The organism is Pedobacter sp. WC2501 (assembly GCF_052682415.1).
On the sequence record NZ_JBQZFI010000001.1, the window covers coordinates 1,050,613 to 1,075,987 of the forward strand.

Sequence of the window (25,375 nt, forward strand, 5' to 3'; positions counted from 1 at the left end):
GGCAGGCTGTGCCATAACCTTTCCTTTTTTATTTTAACAGAAAAGTATAAATACTGATTTGAGCTTTTAAACGATTTATTTACTTAATCTTTAAAAGAGATGCTAACGCAAAATCTGGGCTATCCGCGAATAGGTAGCCAAAGGGAATTAAAGAAAATCTGCGAAAATTACTGGGCAGATAAAACTGGGTACAAAAATGTACTTCAGGTGGGCAAAAACATTCGCCACGAAAACTGGAAACTTCAAAAAGAAGCCGGAATTGATATCATTCCATCGAACGACTTTTCTTTTTATGATCATGTTCTTGATCATTCATTAACCTTTGGGGCAATACCGAAAAGGTACAACGAAGTGATCCTGAAAAAAGGAAATTCTGAACTTGATCTCTATTTTGCTATGGCAAGAGGTTATCAGAAAGAGGGATTGGATGTGGTAGCAATGGAAATGACCAAATGGTTTGATACCAATTACCATTACATTGTGCCCGAGTTTTACAAAGACCAGCCTTTTAAACTTTTCTCTACCAAAATTATCGATGAGTTTTACGAGGCAAAACAATTGGGTATTACCACCAAACCTGTTCTAATCGGCCCGGTTTCTTACCTTTTACTGGGAAAAGAAAAAGAAACCGGCTTTGAAAAAATAGACCTGATCAAAAATCTGCTTCCGGTTTATATCGAGATTTTATCCCGTTTAGATGCTTTGGATGTAGAATATGTTCAGTTTGATGAACCATTTTTGACTTTAGACCTTACCGAAAAAGACAAAAAAGCTTATGAATATGCTTACAAGGAAATTAGAAAGGCTTTCCCAAAATTAAAAATTGTTTTAGCCACTTATTTCGAAGGCTTAGGCAATAATTTAGCCCTTACTACTTCATTACCGGTAAATGTTTTACATATCGATCTGGTACGTGCAGAAGATCAATTGACAGATGTCTTAGCCTCGTTAAAAGAAGACACCATCCTTTCACTAGGTTTGGTAGACGGAAGGAACATCTGGAAAAATGATTTCGAAAAATCCGTATCCATAATTAATCAGGTGGTAGAAAAAAGAGGATTGGATAAAGTGTGGATTGCACCATCCTGCTCATTAATTCACTCACCGGTTGATCTGGACAATGAAACCAACGAGAAAAATTTATCGGCAGAAATTAAACAGTGGCTGGCTTATGCAAAACAAAAAATCGCCGAAGTAGATACCTTAAAAAAACTGATCAACAACGAAAGCCCTGCATCTACCCTGCAAAAACTTGAGGAAAACAAAAAAGCGATCGCTAACCGTAAAGTTTCTAAAATCATCCATAATCCGTTAGTAAAAGCGCGCGTTTTGGCCTTAAAAGAGCAAGATTCGGAACGTTTAAGCCCATTTTCGACTAGAAAAATAAAACAACAGGAGCTTAATTTGCCTATTTATGCCACTACAACCATCGGATCTTTTCCGCAAACGGCAGAGGTAAGAAGCTGGAGAGCAAAGCTTAAAAACGGAACTTTTACTGTCGGGGAATATGACAATCTAATTGCCCAGGAGACCGAAAAAGCGGTAAAATGGCAGGAAGAAATCGACCTGGATGTACTTGTACATGGGGAGTTCGAGCGTAACGATATGGTTGAATACTTCGGTGAGCAACTGGATGGTTTTGCTTTCTCTAAAAATGGCTGGGTACAAAGTTATGGCTCACGCTGTGTAAAACCTCCAATCATTTTTGGTGATGTTTCCCGTCCGAAACCTATGACGGTAAAGTGGACCGCCTATGCACAGTTACTTACCTCAAAATACATGAAAGGGATGTTAACTGGTCCGGTAACGATTTTACAATGGTCATTTGTTCGAAATGATCAACCACGATCACAAACCTGTACACAGATTGCCCTGGCTATCCGTGATGAGGTTTGCGACCTGGAAAATGCAGGCATTAAAATCATTCAAATTGATGAGCCAGCCATTAGAGAAGGTCTACCATTGCGTAAAGCTGATTGGCAAACTTACCTGAACTGGGCGGTTAAAGCCTTTAAAATTTCGGCGAGTGGTGTGAAAGACGATACGCAAATTCACACACATATGTGTTATTCTGAGTTTAACGATATCATCCAGAATATTGCCGATATGGATGCCGATGTGATCACGATCGAAACCTCGCGTTCGCAAATGGAGTTATTGGATGCTTTTGCTGATTTTAAATATCCAAACGAAATTGGTCCGGGTGTGTATGATATCCACTCACCAAGGGTTCCAAAACGCGAAGAAATGGTTCAGTTGCTCAAAAAAGCAAAGGCTGTTATTCCCTCTGAACAACTTTGGGTAAACCCTGATTGTGGCTTAAAAACCCGCGGATGGGACGAAACCAAAAAAGCATTAATCGAAATGGTTGAAGCTGCAAAAGAGATGCGTAAAACTGAAGAAGTATTATCAGCTGATCTTCAGGCAAATTAATTAGCCGCATTTTTTATCCTAGAGCGACGACAGTTTTCTCTGAAGCAAATCCTTACTTTGACAACTTTCTAATCAGAAAGTTGTCAAAGCTTTTTACTCATCATATATTTACCCCATGACATTAGAAGAAAGAATAGAAAATTCAAAAACCAGTATTTTTAAAGCCGTTTTCCCAAATACAACAAATCATTATGATACGCTTTTCGGAGGAACAGCGATGCATTTAATGGACGAAGTTGCTTTTGTCACCGCAACCCGTTTTAGCCGGCAGATTATGGTTACCGTAAGTAGCGACAGGATTGATTTTAAAAAACCGATTCCCGCAGGCACCATCATAGAGCTTATTGGTAAAGTAAGCCATGTGGGTAACACCAGTTTAAAAGTTAATGTAGAAATTTATATCGAACAGATGTATGCCGAAGGAAGACAACTGGCCGTTCATGGCGATTTTACTTTTGTAGCCATTGATGAAAACAAAAAACCAGTGCAGGTAATCAAATAATATTATAAATCATCTCTAAAGTGATATAAAAATCATCAGATTTAAATCTCTAAATTTGATTATGGAGCATCAACATTCGGAAGAAGAATTAAAGAATATTGCGAAACAATTAAGCTGTCCTGAAGGTGAACACGGCATTAAAACAGGAGAGATGATGCATGCCAGTAATATCGGCATGACTACTTCTGCAATTGAGGCATTACATCTAAAAAGCAATGAAACTGTTTTAGAAATCGGTCATGGCAATGGCGGTCATATCGCTAAATTATTATCAAAAGCAGAAAATCTAACGTATTACGGAGCCGATATTTCTGAAACGATGATTGCTGAAGCAAAAGAAATCAATCAGGATTTTGTTGATAAAGGTACTGTCCGTTTTGAACTAACGGATGGAGCTACGCTACCTTTTAAAAATAATCAGTTCGATAAAATTTTTACCGTAAATACCCTCTATTTCTGGAGCAATCCAAGCGAATACCTTAACGAGATTAAGCGCACTTTAAAACCAAATGGCATTTTTGCCTTATGTTTCGCCGATAAAACCTTTATGCAAAATCTTCCTTTTACCTCTTATGGTTTTACGCTTTATGAAGTAGAAAAAGTAATGCAATTATCAGAAGAAGCGGGTTTCACAATTAAAGATACTGCTAAAAAATTAGAGCGGTTGCGAAGTAAAACAGGTGAGCAGATAGAAAGGGAATATTATGTTGTAACGGCTACAGCATAAGAAACACATTATAGTCCTCGTTTATAACGAGGATTAGCGAGAATAGCGATTGTATCGCTAATAACAAAAACTACATTACAAATGTGAATCTCATTCATCCTCGTTACAAACGAGGACGATAGATAAACCTTTAATATAAAATCAGATACAAATAAGCATAAACCACCGGAGCAGCCAATAACAATCCATCAAAACGATCTAATAAGCCGCCATGCCCAGGTAACAATCCACCACTATCTTTTGTATCCAAACTGCGTTTGAGCATCGATTCTACCAAATCGCCCAATGTACCAAAACTTGCAATTAATACAGCCATACCAGCCCAAACCCAGGCCGGGCTTTCAGTAAAGAGAAAAGATAAACCAAAACCAACCAAAACACTAGTGAACATACCCCCAAAAAATCCTTCCCAACTTTTCTTTGGTGAGTGACGTTCGAACAATTTGCGCTTACCATATTTTACACCAAACAGGTAAGCACCTGTATCATTTGCCCAAAGCATCAATAAAAACGCGAGTGGTAAATGAAAGTTATATTCATTCCAGTTTTTTAAAAAGCCCAGGGCGTGGAAAAAACAGAAAGGAATGGTTACATAAACAAACCCAACAAAAGTGTAGGAGATATTGGCGAATGGAATTTTGTTTTTCTTGTACAGCTCAGTAATAAAAACTGAGAAAATGAGAGGAATGCAAAGCAACAGGTATTTAACATCATATGCTAAGTAATGTAAGCCTGCAGCCATTAAAAAGATTAAAGATCCTGCTGCCAAACCAATATTCCGGTGCGGTCTGATACCTGAATTTTTAATCAGCTTATAAAACTCGAACAAGGATAAAACACTTAGAATGAGGTAAAAGACTGTAAATGCATAACTCCCCAAAAAGATAGAGCCAAGCATTACTATGGTAAAAAAGAAAGCGGTTATTGCCCTGGTTTTCATTTAAGGTAATAGGTAAAGGGTGTAAGGTTTAAGGTCATTGTCACTATTCAATTTCGTTTTCAACGATGTATTCTATGGCTTTATCGAAATCTACCTTATTCACCAAAACATTTATTTCGCCAATATTATAAGCCGAGAGCTGTTTATTTATGGTTACTGCCGGGATGCCAGCCTCTGTTAGTCCCTGTTTTAATACCTCTGCCCCAAAGGCATCGCTGGTGGTATATACTTTAACCCAATTTTCGCTCACGTGTTGCGTTATCTTTAAAAAATTTAAACAAAGCTATGGTAATTATTGCACTAATTAAATAGCCATACCATGGAAAACCAATCGGTTCATCAGCTTTATCGAGTGGCATGTGATGTTTTTGCATATAAAAAGCAGCACAAACTGCATAAGCATTGTTTAAAAAATGCGCCAGCATGGCATACCAGATGCTTCCGCTATAATAATATAAATAGCCAAAGCCAGCACCCAGTAACATGCGCGGCAAAAATCCATAAAACTGAAAATGGATCGCACTAAAAATAATGGCCGTACTCCAAATGGTGATGTGATGATTGCCCAGCATTTTTTGCAACGAACCCTGTAGCCCTGCCCTGAAAAAGAGTTCTTCGCCAATAGCAGGCAATACCGCAATCATAATCAGGTTAACCACAAAATCCCAGTTGCTCCTCACCGTGATGAGTTGAATGGTCATTTTCATAGCTTCCTGTTCCTTCATCTTCATCCAATTTTCTACCCCCTTTAAAAACTCCGGCAACACCATTTTTTGATTAAGTACAGCTACCCATTCCATAGCAGGCATACTCACCACCATAATGGCAAAAACCAAAACAAAAGGAAGAAAATTAGGCTTATTAAACCCATAAAAAGTATTTGGTTTTTGTCCTTCTGTATAAGCTAAAACAATAGGAGGTAAAATAAACATTCCTATAGAACTAGAAATCTGGATTATTTTTAAGGCTGTGATAAATTTAGGATCGCCACTCATAATTGATCCAAATTCGCCAAAGATAGAGGTGCCATAAACAATTGCAATGGCTATAAAGCCTAATAATGTGCATATTACCGCACCAGCTGCCCAGTAAACGCAAAGTAAAAATATCTGTAAAAGTGGGTGGCTGCCTTTTCGGATGGGTGTTACAAAATTCATTATTTGTACCTTTGTGTGTTTTATTAATCGTTGAAGATAGAAAATGTCTGTTAAGATAGGAAATATAGATTTAGGTGAGTTCCCCTTATTGCTCGCTCCGATGGAGGATGTAAGCGATCCGCCGTTCCGTTACGTATGCAAAAAAAACGGGGCTGACATGATGTATACCGAGTTTATTTCTTCGGAAGGCTTAATTCGCGACGCGGCAAAAAGCAGACAAAAACTTGACATTTTCGAATACGAAAGACCGATCGGCATCCAGATTTTTGGTGGAGATATCGATCACATGCGCGAAGCCTCAGAAATTGCTTCTGCCGCAGGTCCGGATCTTGTGGATATTAATTATGGCTGTCCGGTAAAAAATGTGGTTTGCAAAGGTGCTGGCTCCAGCTTGCTGCAAGACATTGATAAAATGGTAAAAATGACTGATGCAGTAGTTAAAGCTTCGCATTTGCCTGTTACCGTAAAAACCCGCTTAGGCTGGGATGACAATACCAAAAATGTTTACGAAGTTGCCGAGCGACTTCAGGATGTGGGTATCCAGGCACTTACCATTCATGGCCGAACAAGGGCTCAATTATATAAAGGCGAGGCAGATTGGGCGCTTATCCGCGAAATTAAACGCAATCCACGCATCAAAATCCCGATTTTTGGCAATGGAGATGTAGATAGTCCTGAAAAAGCGGCCAACTGGCGTATGGAATATGAGGTAGATGGCATTATGATCGGTCGCGCAGCCATTGGTTACCCCTGGATTTTTCGCGAGGTAAAACACTTCTTCAAAACCGGCGAACACCTTGCCGGACCAACGATTGAAGAAAGGATTGAAGTTTGCCGTACCCATTTGGATAAATCACTGGAATGGAAAGGTCCAAAAACAGGAATTTTTGAAATGCGCCGCCATTATGCAAACTATTTTAAAGGTCTGCCAGATTTTAAACCTTACCGTATGCGTTTGGTGGCAGAGCCTGATATCAATAACATTTACAGCATTTTAGAAGAAGTGGCAGAAAAATTTGCCAACTATGATGCTACAAAGGTAATGGCTTGATTTTTGAAAGCTTTTTTCATACATTCGTTATCATCATGGTTACAGCTATTACAGACGGGGTTAAAGTTTCAGTTGAAACAGTTTACCAGCCAGAATATTCAAATCCGGCCAACGAGCATTTTATGTTCGCTTATCGCGTAGAAATTTCCAACCTTTCTGATTATGCTGTGCAGTTAATGCGCCGCCAATGGTTAATTTTCGATTCGAATTCCAGCCGCAGGGAAGTAGAAGGTGAGGGTGTTGTAGGTTTGCAGCCTATTATTCAACCTGGCGAAACGCATGTGTACGTTTCAGGTTGTAACCTAAAAACTGATATGGGCAGCATGAAGGGCACTTATCTCATGAAACGCGATATAGATGATTCAGAATTCGATGTCGATATTCCTGAATTTCAATTGGTAGCCCCTTATAAATTGAATTAATATTTCCTTATTTTGGTCACCTTGAGCGTAGTCTAAGGGCGAAACCAGTATTCATTTTTTAGAAAAGCAATTTCAGCATTTCATTTTTAGGGTTAGTCCTGCTTTTGTTTCAAGTCCGCACTCGTTCCTCGCTTACGGGCTTTCCATTTCAATCAGGTTTAAATTGCAATGTTTCTGCCAATATCAAAGGTTTAACAGCATGGCTTAAAAGTCCTTTTTCTGCACCCTGCACCCATAAATATTACAACCTATTGTGCCACCTAAACCCGATCGAAGCGAGATGCCGATATTTTTCTATCGGCAGAAGCGGGAGCGAAGCTCTCCTATTACCACAAAACCTGCTTTCCAAAAACAGCATTTATATCATAGAAAGACGATTTCAGCATTACGTATAAATACTTCCTCTGCACCCTGGAATCCTAAATAGTATAACCTACCGTGCCACCTAAACCCGATCGAAGCGGGATGCCGATATTTTTCTATCGGCAGAAGCGGGAGCGGGACCAGAGGCAACCTAAGAACCACAAAACCTGCTTTCCAAAAAAACTTCATTAAAATACCTTCAAACCAAAAACGGCCAGGATTATTATCCCAGCCGCGTTGTATTTTTCATAATGGGATATTTCTTAATCCCTGCTTCTTCCAAAAAGCATTGATGCATAATATAATAAATTTGCAAGTGCTCCAACCGCTGCTACTACATAAGTCATGGCTGCCCACCAAAGTGCATCTTTAGCCTGCGCATTTTCTTCCTGTGTTTGCATTACACCATTATTATTTTTTAGCCAGGCCAATGCACGGTTACTGGCGTCAAATTCGACTGGTAAGGTAATGATACTAAATATGGTTACCAATGCTAAACCTACTACACCAATGGCCAAAACAATTGGGTTTCCGGTAAAACCTATTAACAATACTCCAATTAATAATACCCATTGTAAAAGATTAGATGATATGCTTACTACCGGCACCATGCTGCTTCTTAACTGTAACCAGTTATAGGATTTCGCCTGTTGCACTGCATGTCCACACTCGTGAGCCGCTACTGCCGCCGCCGCGACGCTGCGGCTATAATATACGTCTGTACTTAAATTAACGGTTTTATCTGATGGATTGTAATGATCTGTTAATTGCCCTTCGGTACTCATCACCTTCACGTCGTATATCCCATTATCATGTAGCATTCTTTCTGCTACCTCCTTGCCCGATAAACCTGAGCTTAATTGCATTTCGGCATACATTGAAAACTTGTTTCTAAAACGCCATTGTACAAACATGCTCAACAATAATACCGGGATGATTAATATTAAATAAACTCCCATTTTCTTATGTATGTTTTTCGTGTAGCCTATATCAAAAAGCGTTCCCATATTATTTTGGTGTTAAAAAATAGTACATTTATGCTATGCCTACCGAGCTTTCATACTGGGAAAAAGAATCATTTTTTTGTAATTATGATGCCATTGTTATTGGTAGCGGCATCGTTGGATTAAACGCAGCCATCCACCTCAAAAAAACAGCTCCTTCCTTAAAAATAGCCATACTCGAAAGGGGATTTTTACCTACAGGTGCCAGTACAAAAAATGCCGGTTTTGCTTGTTTTGGGAGCATTTCTGAACTGATTGAACAAGAAGAAATGATCGGTATCAATCGGCTTGTAACACTCATCGAAAAACGTTGGAAAGGCCTGCTCAAACTTCGCAATTTACTGAGTGATAAAGCCATAGATTACCAACGTTTAGGCGGATACGAATTATTTAAAAATGAAGATGATCTTTTGGCTGAAACAGGTGTATCCAAAATTGAACATTTTAACCGTCTTGTTAACGATGTTGTTGGATCGAACGCTTTTGTTTTAAGCAATAAAAAGATCCGTTCCTTTGGTTTCGAGGGTGTAAGTACTTTAATCGAAAACCGCTATGAAGCACAAATTGATAGTGGTAAAATGATGTTTGCTTTAATTCAATATGCACAGCGGCTCGGCATTAGCATTTTTAATAATTGTAGGGTAGATCGGATTGAAGAAGAATCAAATGGTTCCCGCTTGATCACCAAAAACGGAAACTTTTTCTGTAAACGATTGATTGTTACAACCAATGCCTTTATTAAAGATCTTTATCCTGATATTGATATTAACCCGGGCCGCGGTCAGGTTTTAATTACCAAACCCATTAAAAATTTAAAAGTGGCAGGCACCTTCCATTACGATAAAGGTTATTATTATTTCAGAAATATAAACGGGCGGATTTTACTGGGCGGTGGCCGCAATATTGATTTAAAGGCCGAAGAAACCACTACATTCGGACAAACCGAACCCGTACAGCTGGCCTTGGAAAATTTATTAAAAAACGTAATCTTACCCAAAACCAATTTCGAAATAGATTACCGTTGGAGCGGCATTATGGCCTTTGGTAAAGTACTGGAACCTTTCATATCAGAAATCCGCCCAAATGTATTTTGCGCCACAAGGTGTAACGGCATGGGCGTTGCTATTGGCGCTCAAACAGGAGAAGATGTAGCAAATTTATTGTTGAATAAATTATAGTTGTTTTTTACCACAGAGAACATAGAGTTTGGCTTTTGTTAAAGATCCTTCTAAAAGGCATCGTCATCTCGACTGGAACGCAGTGGAATGGAGAGATCTACCTCGATAGATTTCTCGACTGCGTTGCACTCCGCTCGAAATGACGACTTTTGGAATATAGCCAAACGCTTTACTTGAACACCACCGTTTTATTCCCGCTTACAAAAACACGGTCTTCAAAAATAAGCTCCAGGGCTTCTAATAATACTTTTTTCTCTATCTCTTTACCAGCACGAACCATTTCTTTTACGCCAAAATTATGATCAACGTGATTGGTGTGTTGGGTAATAATCGGACCTTCATCCAAATTATCGGTAACAAAATGTGCAGTAGCCCCGATAATTTTTACCCCACGCTCAAAAGCCTGCCGATAGGGATTGGCACCTATAAAAGCTGGTAAAAAGGAATGATGAATATTGATGATTTTACCAGCAAAGTCTTTTACAAAATCAGTTGAAAGAATCCGCATAAATTTAGCTAACACCAAATAATCTATCTCAAATCGATTGATAATAGTTTTTACTTCAGCCTCGAATTCACTTTTATCCTTATTGTTATGATCCACGAAAAAATAAGGAATGCCTAATTTTTCGGTAAAATCCCTCAGGCTTTCATAATTGCCAATGACACATTGAACGTTGGCACCTAAAGTTTTAAACTGGTTTTTAATCAGTATTTCTCCCAAACAGTGGTACTCCTTCGTTACCAGAACGGCAATCTGTTTCTCCTGTTTGGTAATTAAATTTACCTCTGCAGCATTGGGAAGATTTTCTAAAAGTTTTTCCTTTAATTTTTCCGCATCTTCTAAATCTCTGGTACAGGCAATTCTTGTAAAAAATGCTTTATTGGCTTCATCAACAAACTCGCGCATGGCGATAATATTCAATTGATGTGCAGCCAGCACACGGGTAATATTGGTAACCAAACCAACTTGATCAGGGCAGGAAATTAGGACTGTTAATGCGTTCATTTATAAAATGCTAATGCCCAATTATAGAAAAATTTTACGGTTTTATGTGGTTCAAACTGACTAATTTTTTTTGGTATATCTATTTTAAATCTCCATTTTTGCTAAAATTTTTATCATTATGGAGATTATCGGCATTGCTTTACTAATTGTTATTTTAATTGTCCTGGTCATTTTATTGCTAAAGAAACCACAAACTGCGTTATCGATTGTCTCGGTAGAAGATTTTGAGCGGATGAAAAGCGAAAATGAAGTCTTAAAAATTAGTTTAGCCAAAGCTGATGAACGTGTTTCTAATTTATCTACTGAAAAAGATCACATTACTGCCTTGCTTAAAGAAGAACAGCAACGCTTAATTGATGAATTACAGGCTGAACGGGATCGGCTTGCCGACGCCAACCGTGAGCTGGAAAGCACCAGATCATTCTACCTGGCCGAGAAAGAAAAACTGGTGGAACAAAAATTAAGTTATGAGCAGTCGCAACAAAAATTGAATAAAGATTTCGAATTGATTGCCAATAAAATCCTGGAAGAGAAATCGACCAAATTTATCGAGCAGAACCGTACCAACCTGGATATTATCCTCAATCCTTTAAAAGAAAATATCAAAGCTTTTGAAGATAAGGTAGAAAAGGTTTACAAAGCCGAATCGGACGAAAGAAATATATTGAAAGGTGTAATTTCAGAACTACAGATTCAAAGCAAACTTATTCAGGAAGATGCCAATAATTTAACCAAAGCTTTAAAAGGCGACAGTAAAAAACAGGGAAACTGGGGCGAGATCATTCTGGAAAAGGTGCTGGAGCGCTCTGGTTTAGTTAGGGATCAGGAATACCGCATCCAGGCTTCTCATACCTCCGCCGAAGGCGGCCGCTATCAACCCGACGTGGTAATCGACCTCCCGGATGATAAACACCTTGTTGTTGACGCTAAGGTAAGTTTGGTCGCTTATGAACGATCTGTATCAGCAGACACAGATGAAGAGCGTGAAGGCTATGTAAAACAGCACCTGGCCTCCATTAAGAATCACATCCAGGAACTATCTGCTAAAAACTACCAGGATTTATATAAAATCAATTCTCCGGATTTTGTTTTATTGTTTGTTCCAATCGAATCTTCTTTCAGTATCGCGGTTCAAAAAGATGCAGAACTTTTCAACTTTGCATGGGACAGAAGGGTAGTAATTGTGAGTCCATCTACTCTTTTGGCCACTTTACGCACCATTGCCAGTATGTGGAAACAGGAACGCCAGAACCGCAACGTAATGGAAATTGCCCGTTTAAGTGGAAGTATGTACGATAAATTTGTGGGTTTTGTGGCCGACATGGAAAACATTGGCAAATACATCAAAAACGGACAGGATGCTTACGATAAAGCCATTAACAAATTATCAGTCGGCGCCGGGAATTTAACCAATACTTCTGAAAAGATTAAGAAATTGGGTGCGAAAGCTACTAAACAGATTGATACAAAATATTTGGATATTAACGAAACGCAAGATTTATAATTTTCATAAAAAAAGGCGAAGCCTCCGGATTTCTAGAATTTATACCAAAAAAGCTCTAAAATAACAATGCCGTCATTTCGAGCGATGTGCAACGAGTCGAGAAATCTATGCAGCAGATCTCTCCATTTCGCTACGCTACAGTCGAGATGACGACGTGTCGTTTTTAACTAAAGTCTATTTATTAAAAGCATTCCAGCCCTGGGCTTTCAGCTCATGCACTTTTTCTGATTTAGAAACCATTTTGCAGCCCGAGTTTTTATCGGTAACATGTCCAATTACGGTGATGTCTACATCATGTTTCAGTTTTTTATAATCTTCCTGACTGATGGTAAACAACAATTCATAATCTTCACCACCACTTAAAGCACAAACCGTAGGATCTAAACCTAACTCGCGGGCAGTTTCATAAGTCATTGGGTCTAAAGGAATTTTCTCCTCGTAAATAGTCATTCCTTTATCAGATTGTTCTGCCAGATGCAGTATTTCAGAAGCTAAACCATCAGAAACATCAATCATTGATGTTGGTTTGATATTCATTTCATCTAAAAGTGCAACAATATCCATCCTTGCTTCTGGTTTCAATTGTCTTTCGATGATATAATCTTTACCTTCTAAATCTGGTTGGATCTGTGGGTTTTCCAGGTAAATTAATTTCTCTCTTTCTAAAATTTGCAGCCCTAAATAAGCACCACCCAAATCACCAGAAACACATAACAAATCATGTTCCTGAGCACCATTTCTGTAGACCACCTTATCAGCATCAGCATAACCAATACTGGTAATACTGATCACTAAACCTTGTTTACTTGAGGAAGTATCGCCACCGATTAAATCAATGTTATATTTATTGCAGGCCAGCTCAATGCCCTTATAAATTTCTTCTACAGCTTCAAGTGGAAATTTACTTGATAAACCCAGCGAAACCGTAATCTGACTGGCTTTTCCATTCATCGCATAAATATCACTCAAGTTTACCTGCACTGCTTTATATCCCAGGTGCATTAAAGGCACATAAGCCAAATCGAAATGGATTCCTTCCAACAATAAATCGGTCGAAATCAAGGTCTGTTTTCCTTTTGCATCCAAAACGGCTGCATCATCTCCCACACCTTTTACCGAATAATCGTTTTTAATTTTGAAATTAGTGGTCAGGTGTTTAATTAACCCAAATTCTCCTAATTCATTAATATCTGTACGCTCTTTATTTTCAAACATATACAATAGTTAGAGGCGAAGCCCCATATTTTTATTTTTTAAAATCAATTGTCATTCTGAGCATAGCGAAGAATCTTTAACTGCACCAGCTGGTGTTTCATAACTTGCAGATCCTTCCTGCTTCAGGATGATAAATCCTTATTTTCCATCCAATTTTTACCTTCCGTAAACCTGGCAATTAACATCGCTGCAACATTATCGCCGGTAGCATTCAACAAAGTAGCCATCGGATCAACCAAAGTTCCTATAATCATAGCTGGTGGCAAAGCTTCTGGTGGCAATTGGTAGGCCGAAATCATCAATAATTCTCCAATATAGCCACCATTTGGTATTCCACCCTCTACTATACTCACCAAAACCGTGATACCTAAGGCTAAAATAATGGTATCTACATGTACCAAATCTTTACCAAAAATGGCAAAAACCACCGCAATTTTTATGATTGAACTAATGCTCGAACCATCTTTATGCAAAGTTGATCCCAAAGGAATCGTCACATTGGCGATGTAAGCAGGCACCCCCATTTTTGTTGTTCCTTCTAAATTCGCCGGAATAGTGGCAATACTACTACAGGTACCGATAGAAGTTAAAGAAGGTACAATATTATTTTTCCAAAATACTTTTATGGCTTTAAATCCACCCGCAACGAAAGCATATAAAGTAAAAAAAACGATAAAATAAAATGCCCCAACACCATAATACAAACCTAAAGCTTTTGCATAGGTTCCAAAAAGCTGTGGACCAAAAACACCAACCTGATAGGCAAAATAGGCACCTAAACCTATCGGGCCGAGTTTCATGATTAAAATAATGAGTTTTTTCATCACTTCATTACCAGAAACAAGGAATTTTTTAAAGCCTTCACCTTCCTTATCCGCGTATAAAGTAGAAAATCCCACCAAAACTGAAAAAATAATCAGTGCCAGCATATTTTTTCTACTTCCGATCTCGAAAAATTCACCTACGGTTAAAAGTTGCGTCATTTGTTCGCCAAATGATTGAATTTTTTCAGGTTCTGTCGGTATTGTTGCACTTCCCAATTGTTGATGGATCGGAAAAAGCCATGTAGCTGCCAATGTTAAAATTGCAGAAATCAATATAGTTCCAAGAAAAACCAAAACCATTACGGTTAATAATCTCCCCAGTTTTTTAGTCTTATCTATGTTTGCAATGGCTGATGAAACTGCAAAAAATACCAATGGAATAACCGCAGTAAACAACAAGTTCAAAAATATATCACCAAGGGGTTTTATACTTTCAACACTTTTCCCAAAAATTAAACCCACTATGCTTCCAACAGTAATACCTGCCAAAAGCCATAATAAGCCTGAGTAATTTTTAAGGATGTTGTTTTTTTCCATATACTTATTTTCCGTCATTGCTTCGTCGTTCCTTCTCGCAATGACGATTTATCTTATTACAACCCCAATTCAGCCGAAATATCCAACATCCTTTGGATCGGTTTACGGGCAAGTTCAATAATATGCTCAGGTACAGTTACTTCAGGCAAACCATTTTTAATACATAAATATAGTTTTTCTAAAGTATTTCTTTTCATGTATGGGCAATCGTTACAGGCACAGCTGTTATTCGGCGGAGCCGGTATAAAAGTTTTTGTCGGATTTGCTTTTTCCATCTGGTGGATAATTCCACTTTCGGTAGCTACAATAAATTCGGTAGCAGGATTGGTAATCGTATATTTTAAAAGCCCCGTTGTTGAACCGATATAATCCGCCATTTTCAAAACCACTTCTTCACATTCCGGGTGCGCAATAAATTTCGCGTTCGGGTGACGTTCTTTCAGTTTTGTAATTTTCTCCTGCGAAAAAATTTCATGTACCATGCAGGCACCGTTCCATAATACCAAATCCCTACCTGTTTTTTTCGCAACGTAAGAACCTAAGTTACGATCTGGGCCAAAAATGATTTTTTGATCTTTCGGTAAACTCTCCACAATCTGTACCGCGTTGGTACTTGTACAAACAATATCACTTAAAGCTTTTAATTCGGCCGTGCAGTTTACATAGGTGATGACCAGGTGATCCGGATATTTTTCCTTGAACTTTCTAAATAAATGCGGCGGACAACTATCTGCTAATGAGCATCCTGCCTTTACATCAGGTAATAAAACCGTTTTATTAGGCGATAAAATCTTCGCCGTTTCTGCCATAAAATGCACACCTGCAAAAACAATTACATCTGCATCTGTTTTTGCAGCCTCTTGTGATAACCCCAAACTATCGCCAATATAATCCGCAATATCCTGTATGTCAGGTTCTTGGTAATAATGTGCTAGGATGATGGCATTCTTTTCCTTTTTTAATTTCTCAATCTCTGCAAAAAGATCAAGTGTAGGATCAATTTCTTCTTCTGCGAAACCTTTTTTGTTGATTTCTTCTAAGACATCTATGTTCATTTTAAAATTTTCCTTTTTTGAATTTTGACGTTGGCCAAAGATAAAGCTTTCCACGTCTCAATAATTAATAAGTTATTTTAAATAAATAAATCTTGTTTGTTTATTAGTGTGTTAGTAATGTTGGCAAGTTGATAAAATTCTTTCTTTTATATAAGTTGTTAATCTTTTACTAACATTTAGATTACATTTTTATAATATCATAAGTTTGATTTCCAGGGTTATCGAAAATCGGTTCAATTTTTATCAATACTGGAATGTTAATTGTTTATAAGTGGGTAAAAAGTTAATTACTTGTATAAAGCTGCTTAAAAATAGCGCAAAAGATTGTGGCAAATTGTGTTTTTAGAGTAGCTTTAAACATTCAAATTTATTTGTTAGGATAATTTAGACACAGAGTTAATATTTATTAACTAGTTGTTAACATCGTGGATAAAGTAAATGTTTTTATTAATGAGAAAAGTAGATTTTCTGGTAATCGGTTCAGGTATAGCGGGTTTGAGTTTTGCACTTAAAGCTGCAAAGTTCGGTAAGGTTTTAATTGTTACGAAGTCTAATGAAGACGAATCGAATACAAAATACGCTCAGGGCGGCGTTGCAGTTGTGGTGGATAAAGGTGATTCTTTTGAAAAACATATAGAAGATACACTGATTGCAGGTGACGGATTATGCGATGAAAAAATTGTGGAAATCGTTGTAAGAGAGGGGCCTCAGCGCATTCAGGAGATCATTGACTATGGTATAAATTTCGATAAGGATAACGCTGGTTTTTACGATTTAGCTAAAGAAGGAGGTCACTCAGAACACCGTGTTTTGCACTATAAAGATATCACCGGATATGAGATTGAGCGGGTATTGCTAAGTGAAATTCATGAGAATAACAACATAGAGATATTAACACATTACTTTGCGCTGGAGTTAATTACCCAGCATCACCTTGGTGAGTTTGTGGATAAACGTACCGAAGATATTAACTGTTATGGTATATATGCCTTTAACACAGAGCTTAACGATGTGGAAAAGATTGTGGCAAATGTGACTGTGATGGCTTCGGGCGGTGCCGGACATGTGTATTCGGCCACAACAAATCCGGTTATTGCAACAGGAGATGGTATGGCAATGGTTTACCGGGCAAAAGGAAAAGTGAGGAATATGGAGTTTATTCAGTTCCATCCAACTGCTTTGTATCATCCCGGAGAGTATCCATCGTTCCTAATATCAGAAGCGGTAAGGGGTTTTGGTGGCGTTTTAAGACGTAAGAATGGCGAGGAATTTATGCATGAATATGATGAGCGTAAATCCTTAGCACCACGCGATATTGTTGCACGTGCGGTAGACAATGAAATGAAGAAATCAGGTGATGATTTTGTTTATCTGGATATCACAATGCGTAAGAAGGAAGATATTCTGAAACACTTTCCTAATATATATGCTAAATGTTTATCTATAGGGATTGATATGACAAAAGATTATATACCGGTTACTCCTGCATCTCATTATATGTGTGGTGGTATTCTGGTTGATGAATATGGTCGCTCTTCAATTAAAAATCTGTATGCCTGTGGAGAGTGTTCTTCAACAGGTTTGCATGGTGCTAACCGTTTGGCTTCCAATTCTTTATTAGAAGCAACAGTTTTTGCACACCGTATTTATCAGGATGCTATTGAGAATTTTAAAAATAATGTAATTCCGGATCATATTCCAGAATGGGACTCTAAAGGGGTTACCCAAAGTAATGAAGATGTATTGGTAACACATAACCTAAGAGAACTGCAAAAAGTTATGGGCGATTATGTTGGTATTGTACGTTCTGATTTTCGTTTAGAAAGGGCACATCGCCGTTTGTTTTTAATTTACCAGGAGACAGAAGAATTTTATAAAAAGAATAAGGTTTCGGTTAAACTTTGTGAATTAAGAAATGTAATTCAAACGGCTTATCTCGTGATTAAATCAGCGATGCAAAGAAAAGAGAGTAGGGGATTACATTATACTACAGATTATCCGGAACATGCTAAGGAACTGGTAGATACTGTTTTTTAGTAGAATATCGTCATGCTGAATTTAGTTCAGCATCTAACATGCTATGTAAATAATCCTTTAAAGACCCTGAAATAAATTCAGGGTGACGTAAAATAATATTATGCCTTTAATACTACCCGTAAAAGATAAATATCCTGAAATAGGAAAAGATAATTTCATTGCAGAGAATGCTACCATAGTTGGTGATGTAATAATAGGTGATAGATGTTCAGTATGGTTTAATGCTGTTATTAGAGGCGATGTAAATGCGATTACGATCGGAAATGAATCTAATATACAAGATGGTGCTGTAATCCATGCCACCTACTTAAAAGCATCTACACATATCGGTAATAGGGTGTCTGTAGGTCATAATGCAATCGTGCATGGTTGTACTGTTCAGGATAATGTATTGATCGGCATGGGCGCTATTGTAATGGATCATGCGGTTATAGAAGAGTATTGTATTATTGCTGCTGGATCTGTAGTATTGGAAAATACCATTTGCGAAACAGGCTATTTATATGCCGGTACACCTGCAAAAAAAATAAAGCCCATTACTGATGAGCAAAGGGCTTTGTTGAATAAACTTCCTGATAACTATGTCATGTATTCGGGTTGGTTTACCACCTAGTATCCGTCATGCTGAACTTGTTTCAGCATCTTTGTTGCTTTTTTACTTAGTTGGAGGTGCAGGTATTACCAATGGATCTTCTCTTTCCCAATTAGGTTTTAAATCCATTAATGCTTTTAAGTACCAGACTTTTTCGGGTTGGTAACCTCCTTTAACACTTCCTGTATCCCAGATTCCATTTTTATTGTCATCGTAAATTACCCTGAGCATATACTTACCTGCAGGGTATTTAGAAAAAGTAACTTTAGTATTTTTACTGACCGGAAAAGATTTTATAATATCTTTTTTCTCATTAAGAAATTGAATTACATAGCTTTTCGACGTATCCGGAACAGTTACATTTAATACCAGGGTAGTGTAGGCGTCTGAACTCTCCAGCGTAAATTTTTTGGATAAATCTTTATTTTTTGCATTAAATAAAGCCGTAAATGCACCTGCGCCTAGTTTCAAGTCGTAAGTTCGTTTAGTTTTCCAGGGATATTTCAGGTAATATTTCTGTTGATCTACACTGTCTTTTACCAATTCGAAATTGGTTCTTTTTACAGAATCCTCCAATAGGGTAATCTTGGATGGATCAGCACCTGTCATCGGAAATGGAAAAGTAAGTGTTAATTGCTGAAACGGATTTAATTTACCTCCAGACAGGTTATCTGCTATGGTTACATCGCGTGTATAAGTATCTTTTTTACCCCTGGTAAAGTTTAAGGTCTGCAAAACCTTGCCTTGATCCTGAATAGCAACTTTTACTGAATCAAAACTCATGTCTTTTAACCATATTTTTGCCGTATCATTATTTTTAGTAAAGTGGACGTATTTGCCTACGTCAACCGCAGGAGGATCGGTAACCGTAATTTTAGGGCTTTTAAGCTGCTGATTAAAGATAATAGATATGCTACCATCATTATTTAGTTTCCGGTCTAATACACGGAATTCTGGTGCCAATTCTTTAAAGATCTGCAGATCTATGTTCTCTATATTCTTATCAATTATAACCGGCTCTTTTATAAATCCAACTTCATCTGAAATCTGCTGGTATATTTTATCACCACCACCATTACTTTCTTTAATGGCATAAACTTTATATGTGCCCTTTCTTAAGTTGTTCAGTTTATAAAGTCCGGCGCTATCTGTAGTGGTGTAAATAGAAGGACGTCTTTTTCCGAAAATGGTATCGCGTTCAATGGGTAGTATAAATACGGTAGCTTCTTTTTCGGGTTCATCAGTTAGCGAATTGATTACCTTGCCACTTAATGATAACGAATCTATTTCTGGGCCGGTTGAAAAAACGTAAGATAGATTTTTAACAACATTTCCTTCGTTAACATCGGCAACAGATTTTCCAAAATTTAAAGTGTACGTCGTATTTTTCTCTAAAGAATCTTTAAGGTTAATTTCTAATCTTTTTTGTCGCTTTTTTAATTCTGGAAGTTTTTCCTGATCGGGTGAAATAGAAAATTCTTTAAACTCATCTTTAAGATTAAAATATTCATCAAACTCGATCACAATTTTTTTAGCATTAAAATTCCTCGTTTGATTTTTTGGAGTCATGCTTAAAACTTTTGGTGGCTTTGTATCTTTTGGTCCACCTTGTGGTGTTTGGATACTCGCACAACCAAAAAATAGGAGTGAGGTTAACACAACCGCTAAATTTTTAAAGTTAAAGTATTGATTTTTTAAATTTGGCATATTTTAAACGTTCTGACGAATTTTTATACTTTTTGGAACCGTAACATTAAAAAATATTTTTTTAAGCTTATATCGCTTTATTTTGAGTCTGTTTTAAATTAGTTAAAGCATTGATAATCAATTACTTATTGATATAAACCATTAAAACCGATATATCTGAAGGTGAAACGCCAGAAATTCGTGAAGCTTGACCTAAAGTACGTGGTTTGATTTTAAATAATTTTTCTCTGGCCTCTTTTGAAATGGAAACAATTTTATTGTAGTCGAAATCTGGTTTAATTTCTTTGTCTTCCATCTTCAGCATTTTGGCTACAATTTCATTTTCTTTTTCAAAATAGCTTTCATACTTAATTTTGATTTCGGCTTGTTCAATAGTCTCATTGTCTAAATCTTTTGTCGCTTCTGCAAGCGCTTTGCTTACCTTGATCAGGTCGGGTAAACCAACATGAGGTCTACCAACTAGGCTGTGTATTTTAACATTTTGATTTAAAACACTTGATCCTAAACTTTCGAGCATTGGATTGGCATCGCTCATTTCTATACCTTGGTTTTTGGTGAACTTAACCAAAGCATCAGCATTTGCAATTTTCTGATTTACTTTTTCTAAACGCTCGTCAGAAATTAAACCCAATTCATGTCCGATAGGAGATAGGCGGATATCGGCATTATCTTGCCTTAATAATAAGCGGTGTTCTGCTCTTGAGGTAAACATGCGATAAGGTTCTTCCGTTCCTTTCGTTACCAGGTCATCAATTAAAACACCGATATAACTGTCAGATCTTTTCATGATCAGTTCATGTTTATCAGTGATTTTTTGATGTGCATTTATACCAGCCATGAAACCTTGACAAGCTGCTTCTTCATATCCTGTAGTTCCATTTATTTGTCCAGCTAAAAATAAATTGCTGATCAATTTAGTTTCTAAAGTTAAAGACAATTGGGTAGGTGGAAAGAAATCGTATTCAATGGCATAGCCGGGTCTGAACATTTTTGCCTGCTCAAAACCTGGTATTAATCTCAGTGCTTTAAATTGTACATCTTCCGGAAGTGATGTTGAAAATCCATTTACGTAAATTTCACAGGTGTTCCATCCTTCAGGTTCAACGAAAATCTGATGTCTGTCACGCTCAGCAAAACGATTAATTTTATCTTCAATAGATGGACAATATCTAGGGCCTAAACCTTTAATTCTCCCGGTAAACATTGGTGATTTTTCAAAACCTTCTTTTAAAGTTTCATGAACATCTCCATTGGTATAAGTAATCCAGCAACAACGTTGATCAGTTGAAACTTCGGTATCGGTATAGGAGAATTTACTTGGATTTTCGTCACCCCATTGTTCTTCCATTTTGGTGTAATCCAAACTTCTTCCATCAACACGTGGGGGAGTACCGGTTTTCATCCTGCCTGCTTCCATACCTAGTTCTACCAGTTGTTCGGTAATACCGGTTGATGCTCTTTCAGCTGTTCTACCTCCTCCGAATTTCTTTTCTCCTATATGCATTACCCCGTTCAAAAAGGTTCCGTTGGTAAGTACTACTGCTTTACTTTCTATCTCGATACCCAGAGAAGTCTTAACGCCGTATACCGTATTTTCTTTTACCAATAAACCAACAACACTGTCTTGCCATATATCAAGATTTGGTGTTCGCTCCAATGCTAAACGCCATTCTTCTGCAAAGCGCATTCTATCAATTTGTGCTCTGGGACTCCACATCGCAGGACCCTTAGATTTGTTGAGCATTCTAAATTGAATGGTCGATTTATCAGAGATGATACCTGAGTAACCACCCATTGCATCCACCTCACGAACAATCTGTCCTTTAGCCACACCACCCATAGCAGGGTTACAACTCATTTGGGCAATGGTGCCCATGTTCATTGTAATTAATAAAACAGATGATCCTAAATTGGCAGCAGCAGCAGCAGCTTCACAGCCTGCGTGACCAGCACCAACAACAATCAAATCGTATTTTGCAAACATTTTTATTTATATTTCTTAAATTGTTCCACGTGGAACAATTGGTTTTAATTTTTCATGAGATGCCGAAATAAGTTCAGCATAGTGTATAGACTTCTTTACTTTAATTTTTATAATCATTGTTACTTCAAACCTAGTCAAAGACCCTACCAGTCTATATTTAATATTCAAATAAACTTACAATTTTTTTAACGTTCCACGTGAAACATAACGTGTATATTAAGTTTGAATTGCTTTATTATTTATTCTGAAAGTTCTAGCCAACGCATAGTATACTCATCAAGTTTACTTTGAAGCGTCTCAATTTTATTGGAAATTTCTTGAATTTTTACATAGTCACTTGCATCGATTTTAATTAAACTTTCGTTAAGTAATGCTATTTTTTTCTCTGTTTCCGCAATTCCTTTTTCGCTATCTTCTAATTCTTTTTGCTCTTTGAAACTTAATTTTTTTACTGTTTTTATAGGCGCTTGTTCAACGACAGGAACAGGGCTTTTCTTGGTTTCGACTTTTGTTTTTGGTTGATCTAAACTTAAACGGTATTCAGAATAATTGCCATTATAAATTTTAACTACGCCTTCGCCTTCCATGATAAAGAGTTGATCACTCATTTTATCCAGCAGGTATCTATCATGTGAAACCAGCATTAATATACCTGGAAAGTTTTCTAAGAATTCTTCAAGAACATTCAGCGTGTCAATGTCAAGATCATTGGTTGGCTCATCCAAAATTAAAAAATTTGGATTTTGCATGAGTACCTTCATCAAGTTCAAACGTTTCTTTTCGCCACCACTTAATTTCTCAACCATGCCATGTTGTTTCTTCGGCGGGAAGAGAAATAAGGTTAATAGTGCAGAGGCTGTAATCACAGAACCGTCAGCCATCTTAATATATTCAGCATCTGATTTTACAATATCAATTACCCTTTCCTTCGGATCAAAAGTTAAACCACCTTGTTTGTAATAACCAAAAACAGTTGTATCTCCAGTATCAACTTTACCGGCATCTGGTTTTAATTGACTAGTAATGATATTTAGCAAAGTAGATTTACCAGTACCATTTTTTCCTGCTAAACCAATTCTATCTCCTTTTTTAAAGGTATAACTAAAATCGTTGATGATTGGACGGCCATCAAATGCTTTTTTGATGTGTTGTACCTCAATAATTTTCCCTCCTTGACGAGACATCTTCATTTGGAGGTTAATACTCTGATTATCAGACTTTTTCTTTGATTTTTCCTCTAAATCATAAAAAGCATTGATTCTGGCGTTAGATTTGGTTCCACGTGCCTGTGGCATGCGTCTCATCCATTCCAATTCTTTCTTTAATAGCTGTTGGTTCTTATGTAAAACTGTTGCGTCTAAGGCTTCTCTTTCGCTTTTCTTTTCTAAGAAGTAAGCATAATTTCCATTATAGTTATAAATCTTACCTCTATCTAACTCAACAATGGTATTACAAACATTATCCAAAAAGTACCTGTCGTGCGTAACGAGTAAAATCGTTTTTTGCCCGGTAGTTAATAATTTCTCCAGCCATTCAATGGTGTCAATATCCAAGTGGTTGGTTGGCTCATCAAGCACCAGAATTTCCGGATCTTCAATTAAAAGTTTAGCCAGAGCCAAACGTTTTTTTTGTCCACCAGATAAGGTAGATATTTTCTGTTGAAGATGAGTAATGCCCATTCTGTTTAAAATGGTTTTAATCTCGTGCTCATATTCCCAGGCATTATGTTCACTTAATTCTTCATATAAACGGTTAAGCGTTTTTTCGTCTGGATTAGGGTTTTCGATTAATTCTTCATATTCCTTAATCAACTGTTGTTGTTTATTCTCCAAAGAGAATATATGGTCGCTGATTGAGAAGCCTTCGGTAAACTGCGGCTCCTGATCAAGAAAGCCAATTTTAACAGCTTTATTTTTTACAATTTTACCTTCGAGCGGAGGGAACCTTTCTGCCAGCAATTTCAAAAGTGTACTCTTGCCCGCGCCATTAATTCCTACCAACGCCACGCGCTGACCAGAGTTAATACCTAAGGTTAAATTTTTAAATAGCCATTCGTCATGATAACCATGCCCTAAGCCTTCTGCCGCAATTAGTGTGCTCAATTTTTTTGTATTTCGGATTTATAAAGGAAAATTAGTGCAAAGGTAAGGATAAATTAGTTGCAACGGCATATTCTAAATTTAAAGGACCTTTATACCAGTTAAAATGGCAGAATATTGATGCATTAGTTTATCTATTCAGTGGTTCATTGATATTAGTGAATAGTTTCTTTAAAAGAAAACAGCGGCTGGAATCGCTCCGCCGCTGTCTCAATCATTAACTAAAACTAAACTTTATCTTGATAAATGTCCAGGATATATATCCTAGCATGATGTAATTGTTGTTTTTTGAATATAAGACTGCGGTTGACAGAAAATGTTGCAGGGAATTCAGGTATATTATACCAGTACATACTAATTGTCGACGAACGCCCGTAACTGTTAGACGAACGCCATTAAATATTGAGATGGGATTATTTACTTGTCTTAGCAAGCCATGGAAATTATGGAGTACAAAGTCCAAGAAAGGGTAGGATATGGAAATGGGGTGTTGTGATAATCATTAAAAGATTTGCTTCGCAGAGCCTCCGGGTTCTTCGCTGTGCTCAGAATGACATCATGGGGAAGATAAGGGTATACTAAACTAATCCAACTACCGCTCTATAACCAAGATATTCATCTTCTTTTTCGGTCATCAGGGTTTTGGCAACTTTTCCTTTGTCTTTGTAACCCAGTAAATGTAGGGTTCCATGGATCATAATGCGGCAAACTTCATCAAATTCCACTGTTTTGAAGGTTTTGGCATTTTCTTTAACACGTTCAATACTGATGAAAATATCGCTTACAATCTTTTTTTCTTCTTCAGAATTATCAAAAGTAATAATATCGGTATAGGTATCGTGGTTTAAATATTGTTGGTTGATGCCCAACAGGTATTCGTCGCTACAAAAAATGAAATTAAGTTCCTGCAAATTAAATCCTTCTTTCTCGATGGTAGCTTTAATCCACTTCTTTACTTTTAGTTTCTGAGGAAGATTATAGCTAACTGATTCAGTAAAAAATGATATTGCAGGCATTATTTTTTGGTTTTATGGC

General features: G+C 37.3%; 21 protein-coding genes. 9 read left to right on the top strand and 12 right to left on the bottom strand.

The genetic code is table 11. From position 1 onward, the window contains the following. The first annotated feature begins 99 nt into the window (after positions 1–99). The 3 genes from metE (at position 100) to ACUN24_RS04525 (ending at position 3,662) form a co-directional block, all read left to right on the top strand. Positions 100–2,433: a 5-methyltetrahydropteroyltriglutamate--homocysteine S-methyltransferase gene (gene metE, locus ACUN24_RS04515; RefSeq protein ID WP_445561440.1), complete on the top strand. Its 2,334-nt coding sequence runs from the start codon at positions 100–102 to the stop codon at positions 2,431–2,433. Positions 2,434–2,548: 115 nt separating this feature from the next. After that, entirely contained in the window at positions 2,549–2,935 is a 387-nt protein-coding gene (locus ACUN24_RS04520) for an acyl-CoA thioesterase (protein WP_315417399.1), read from the top strand. Between the two features lie 61 nt (positions 2,936–2,996). Then, positions 2,997–3,662: a class I SAM-dependent methyltransferase gene (locus ACUN24_RS04525; protein ID WP_445561441.1), complete on the top strand. Its 666-nt coding sequence runs from the start codon at positions 2,997–2,999 to the stop codon at positions 3,660–3,662. 130 nt (positions 3,663–3,792) lie between these two features. On the opposite strand, the gene ACUN24_RS04530 is transcribed toward ACUN24_RS04525, so the two are convergent. The 3 genes from ACUN24_RS04530 to ACUN24_RS04540 are packed head-to-tail and all read right to left on the bottom strand — an operon-like array spanning position 3,793 to position 5,759. Further along, on the bottom strand, positions 3,793–4,602 hold the full coding sequence (locus ACUN24_RS04530; RefSeq protein WP_132395804.1) for a phosphatidate cytidylyltransferase: 810 nt from the start codon (positions 4,600–4,602) through the stop codon (positions 3,793–3,795). 43 nt (positions 4,603–4,645) lie between these two features. After that, positions 4,646–4,852 carry a putative signal transducing protein gene (locus tag ACUN24_RS04535; protein WP_193419430.1) on the bottom strand — a complete coding sequence of 69 codons (207 nt, stop codon included), beginning with the start codon at positions 4,850–4,852 and terminating at the stop codon, positions 4,646–4,648. Continuing rightward, positions 4,833–5,759, bottom strand: coding sequence for a lysostaphin resistance A-like protein (locus ACUN24_RS04540; protein ID WP_445561442.1), 927 nt, complete (start codon positions 5,757–5,759; stop codon positions 4,833–4,835). The genes ACUN24_RS04535 and ACUN24_RS04540 overlap by 20 nt, the downstream gene beginning before the upstream one ends. A 43-nt stretch (positions 5,760–5,802) precedes the next feature. Here ACUN24_RS04540 and dusB point away from each other — a divergent pair, with 43 nt between their 5' ends. Together dusB and apaG are read left to right on the top strand one after the other, a co-directional pair. Next, positions 5,803–6,810 carry a tRNA dihydrouridine synthase DusB gene (dusB, locus tag ACUN24_RS04545; RefSeq protein WP_315417390.1) on the top strand — a complete coding sequence of 336 codons (1,008 nt, stop codon included), beginning with the start codon at positions 5,803–5,805 and terminating at the stop codon, positions 6,808–6,810. A 35-nt stretch (positions 6,811–6,845) separates the two neighbouring features. After that, positions 6,846–7,232: a Co2+/Mg2+ efflux protein ApaG gene (gene apaG, locus ACUN24_RS04550; RefSeq protein ID WP_147226950.1), complete on the top strand. Its 387-nt coding sequence runs from the start codon at positions 6,846–6,848 to the stop codon at positions 7,230–7,232. Between the two features lie 626 nt (positions 7,233–7,858). Here apaG and ACUN24_RS04555 read toward each other — a convergent pair. After that, entirely contained in the window at positions 7,859–8,554 is a 696-nt protein-coding gene (locus ACUN24_RS04555; RefSeq protein WP_445565124.1) for a zinc metallopeptidase, read from the bottom strand. Between the two features lie 83 nt (positions 8,555–8,637). Between ACUN24_RS04555 and ACUN24_RS04560 the strand changes: the two genes are divergently transcribed. Continuing rightward, on the top strand, positions 8,638–9,777 hold the full coding sequence (locus ACUN24_RS04560) for an NAD(P)/FAD-dependent oxidoreductase (RefSeq protein ID WP_445561443.1): 1,140 nt from the start codon (positions 8,638–8,640) through the stop codon (positions 9,775–9,777). A 169-nt stretch (positions 9,778–9,946) separates the two neighbouring features. On the opposite strand, the gene purU is transcribed toward ACUN24_RS04560, so the two are convergent. After that, entirely contained in the window at positions 9,947–10,786 is an 840-nt protein-coding gene (purU, locus tag ACUN24_RS04565; protein ID WP_445561444.1) for a formyltetrahydrofolate deformylase, read from the bottom strand. Between the two features lie 118 nt (positions 10,787–10,904). On the opposite strand from purU, the gene ACUN24_RS04570 reads away from it, so the two are divergent. Continuing rightward, positions 10,905–12,290 carry a DNA recombination protein RmuC gene (locus ACUN24_RS04570; RefSeq protein WP_445561445.1) on the top strand — a complete coding sequence of 462 codons (1,386 nt, stop codon included), beginning with the start codon at positions 10,905–10,907 and terminating at the stop codon, positions 12,288–12,290. A gap of 174 nt (positions 12,291–12,464) precedes the next feature. Here ACUN24_RS04570 and thiL read toward each other — a convergent pair whose 3' ends face one another. The 3 genes from thiL to nadA all read right to left on the bottom strand — a co-directional run bounded on the left by thiL (position 12,465) and on the right by nadA (position 15,921). Beyond that, complete coding sequence (thiL, locus tag ACUN24_RS04575; protein WP_121285346.1) at positions 12,465–13,505, bottom strand: thiamine-phosphate kinase; 1,041 nt, start codon at positions 13,503–13,505, stop codon at positions 12,465–12,467. Positions 13,506–13,627: 122 nt separating this feature from the next. Continuing rightward, positions 13,628–14,866 carry a dicarboxylate/amino acid:cation symporter gene (locus ACUN24_RS04580; RefSeq protein WP_445561446.1) on the bottom strand — a complete coding sequence of 413 codons (1,239 nt, stop codon included), beginning with the start codon at positions 14,864–14,866 and terminating at the stop codon, positions 13,628–13,630. 56 nt (positions 14,867–14,922) lie between these two features. Then, on the bottom strand, positions 14,923–15,921 hold the full coding sequence (gene nadA, locus ACUN24_RS04585) for a quinolinate synthase NadA (protein WP_445561447.1): 999 nt from the start codon (positions 15,919–15,921) through the stop codon (positions 14,923–14,925). Positions 15,922–16,371: 450 nt separating this feature from the next. Here nadA and nadB point away from each other — a divergent pair, with 450 nt between their 5' ends. Together nadB and ACUN24_RS04595 are read left to right on the top strand one after the other, a co-directional pair. Continuing rightward, positions 16,372–17,958 (top strand): L-aspartate oxidase, encoded by a 1,587-nt coding sequence (gene nadB, locus ACUN24_RS04590; RefSeq protein ID WP_445561448.1) that lies wholly within the window; start codon positions 16,372–16,374, stop codon positions 17,956–17,958. 100 nt (positions 17,959–18,058) lie between these two features. Continuing rightward, on the top strand, positions 18,059–18,571 hold the full coding sequence (locus ACUN24_RS04595) for a gamma carbonic anhydrase family protein (protein ID WP_445561449.1): 513 nt from the start codon (positions 18,059–18,061) through the stop codon (positions 18,569–18,571). A gap of 42 nt (positions 18,572–18,613) precedes the next feature. On the opposite strand, the gene ACUN24_RS04600 is transcribed toward ACUN24_RS04595, so the two are convergent. The 4 genes from ACUN24_RS04600 to ybeY form a co-directional block, all read right to left on the bottom strand. Continuing rightward, positions 18,614–20,257 carry an Ig-like domain-containing protein gene (locus ACUN24_RS04600; RefSeq protein ID WP_445561450.1) on the bottom strand — a complete coding sequence of 548 codons (1,644 nt, stop codon included), beginning with the start codon at positions 20,255–20,257 and terminating at the stop codon, positions 18,614–18,616. Between the two features lie 121 nt (positions 20,258–20,378). Next, a complete protein-coding gene (mnmG, locus tag ACUN24_RS04605) occupies positions 20,379–22,241 on the bottom strand; it encodes a tRNA uridine-5-carboxymethylaminomethyl(34) synthesis enzyme MnmG (RefSeq protein ID WP_445561451.1) in 1,863 nt (620 codons plus the stop codon). Between the two features lie 239 nt (positions 22,242–22,480). After that, a complete protein-coding gene (locus ACUN24_RS04610; protein WP_445561452.1) occupies positions 22,481–24,343 on the bottom strand; it encodes an ABC-F family ATP-binding cassette domain-containing protein in 1,863 nt (620 codons plus the stop codon). 575 nt (positions 24,344–24,918) lie between these two features. Then, positions 24,919–25,356, bottom strand: a complete 438-nt coding sequence (gene ybeY / locus ACUN24_RS04615; protein ID WP_445561453.1) for an rRNA maturation RNase YbeY — start codon at positions 25,354–25,356, stop codon at positions 24,919–24,921. Between the last annotated feature and the right edge of the window lie 19 nt (positions 25,357–25,375).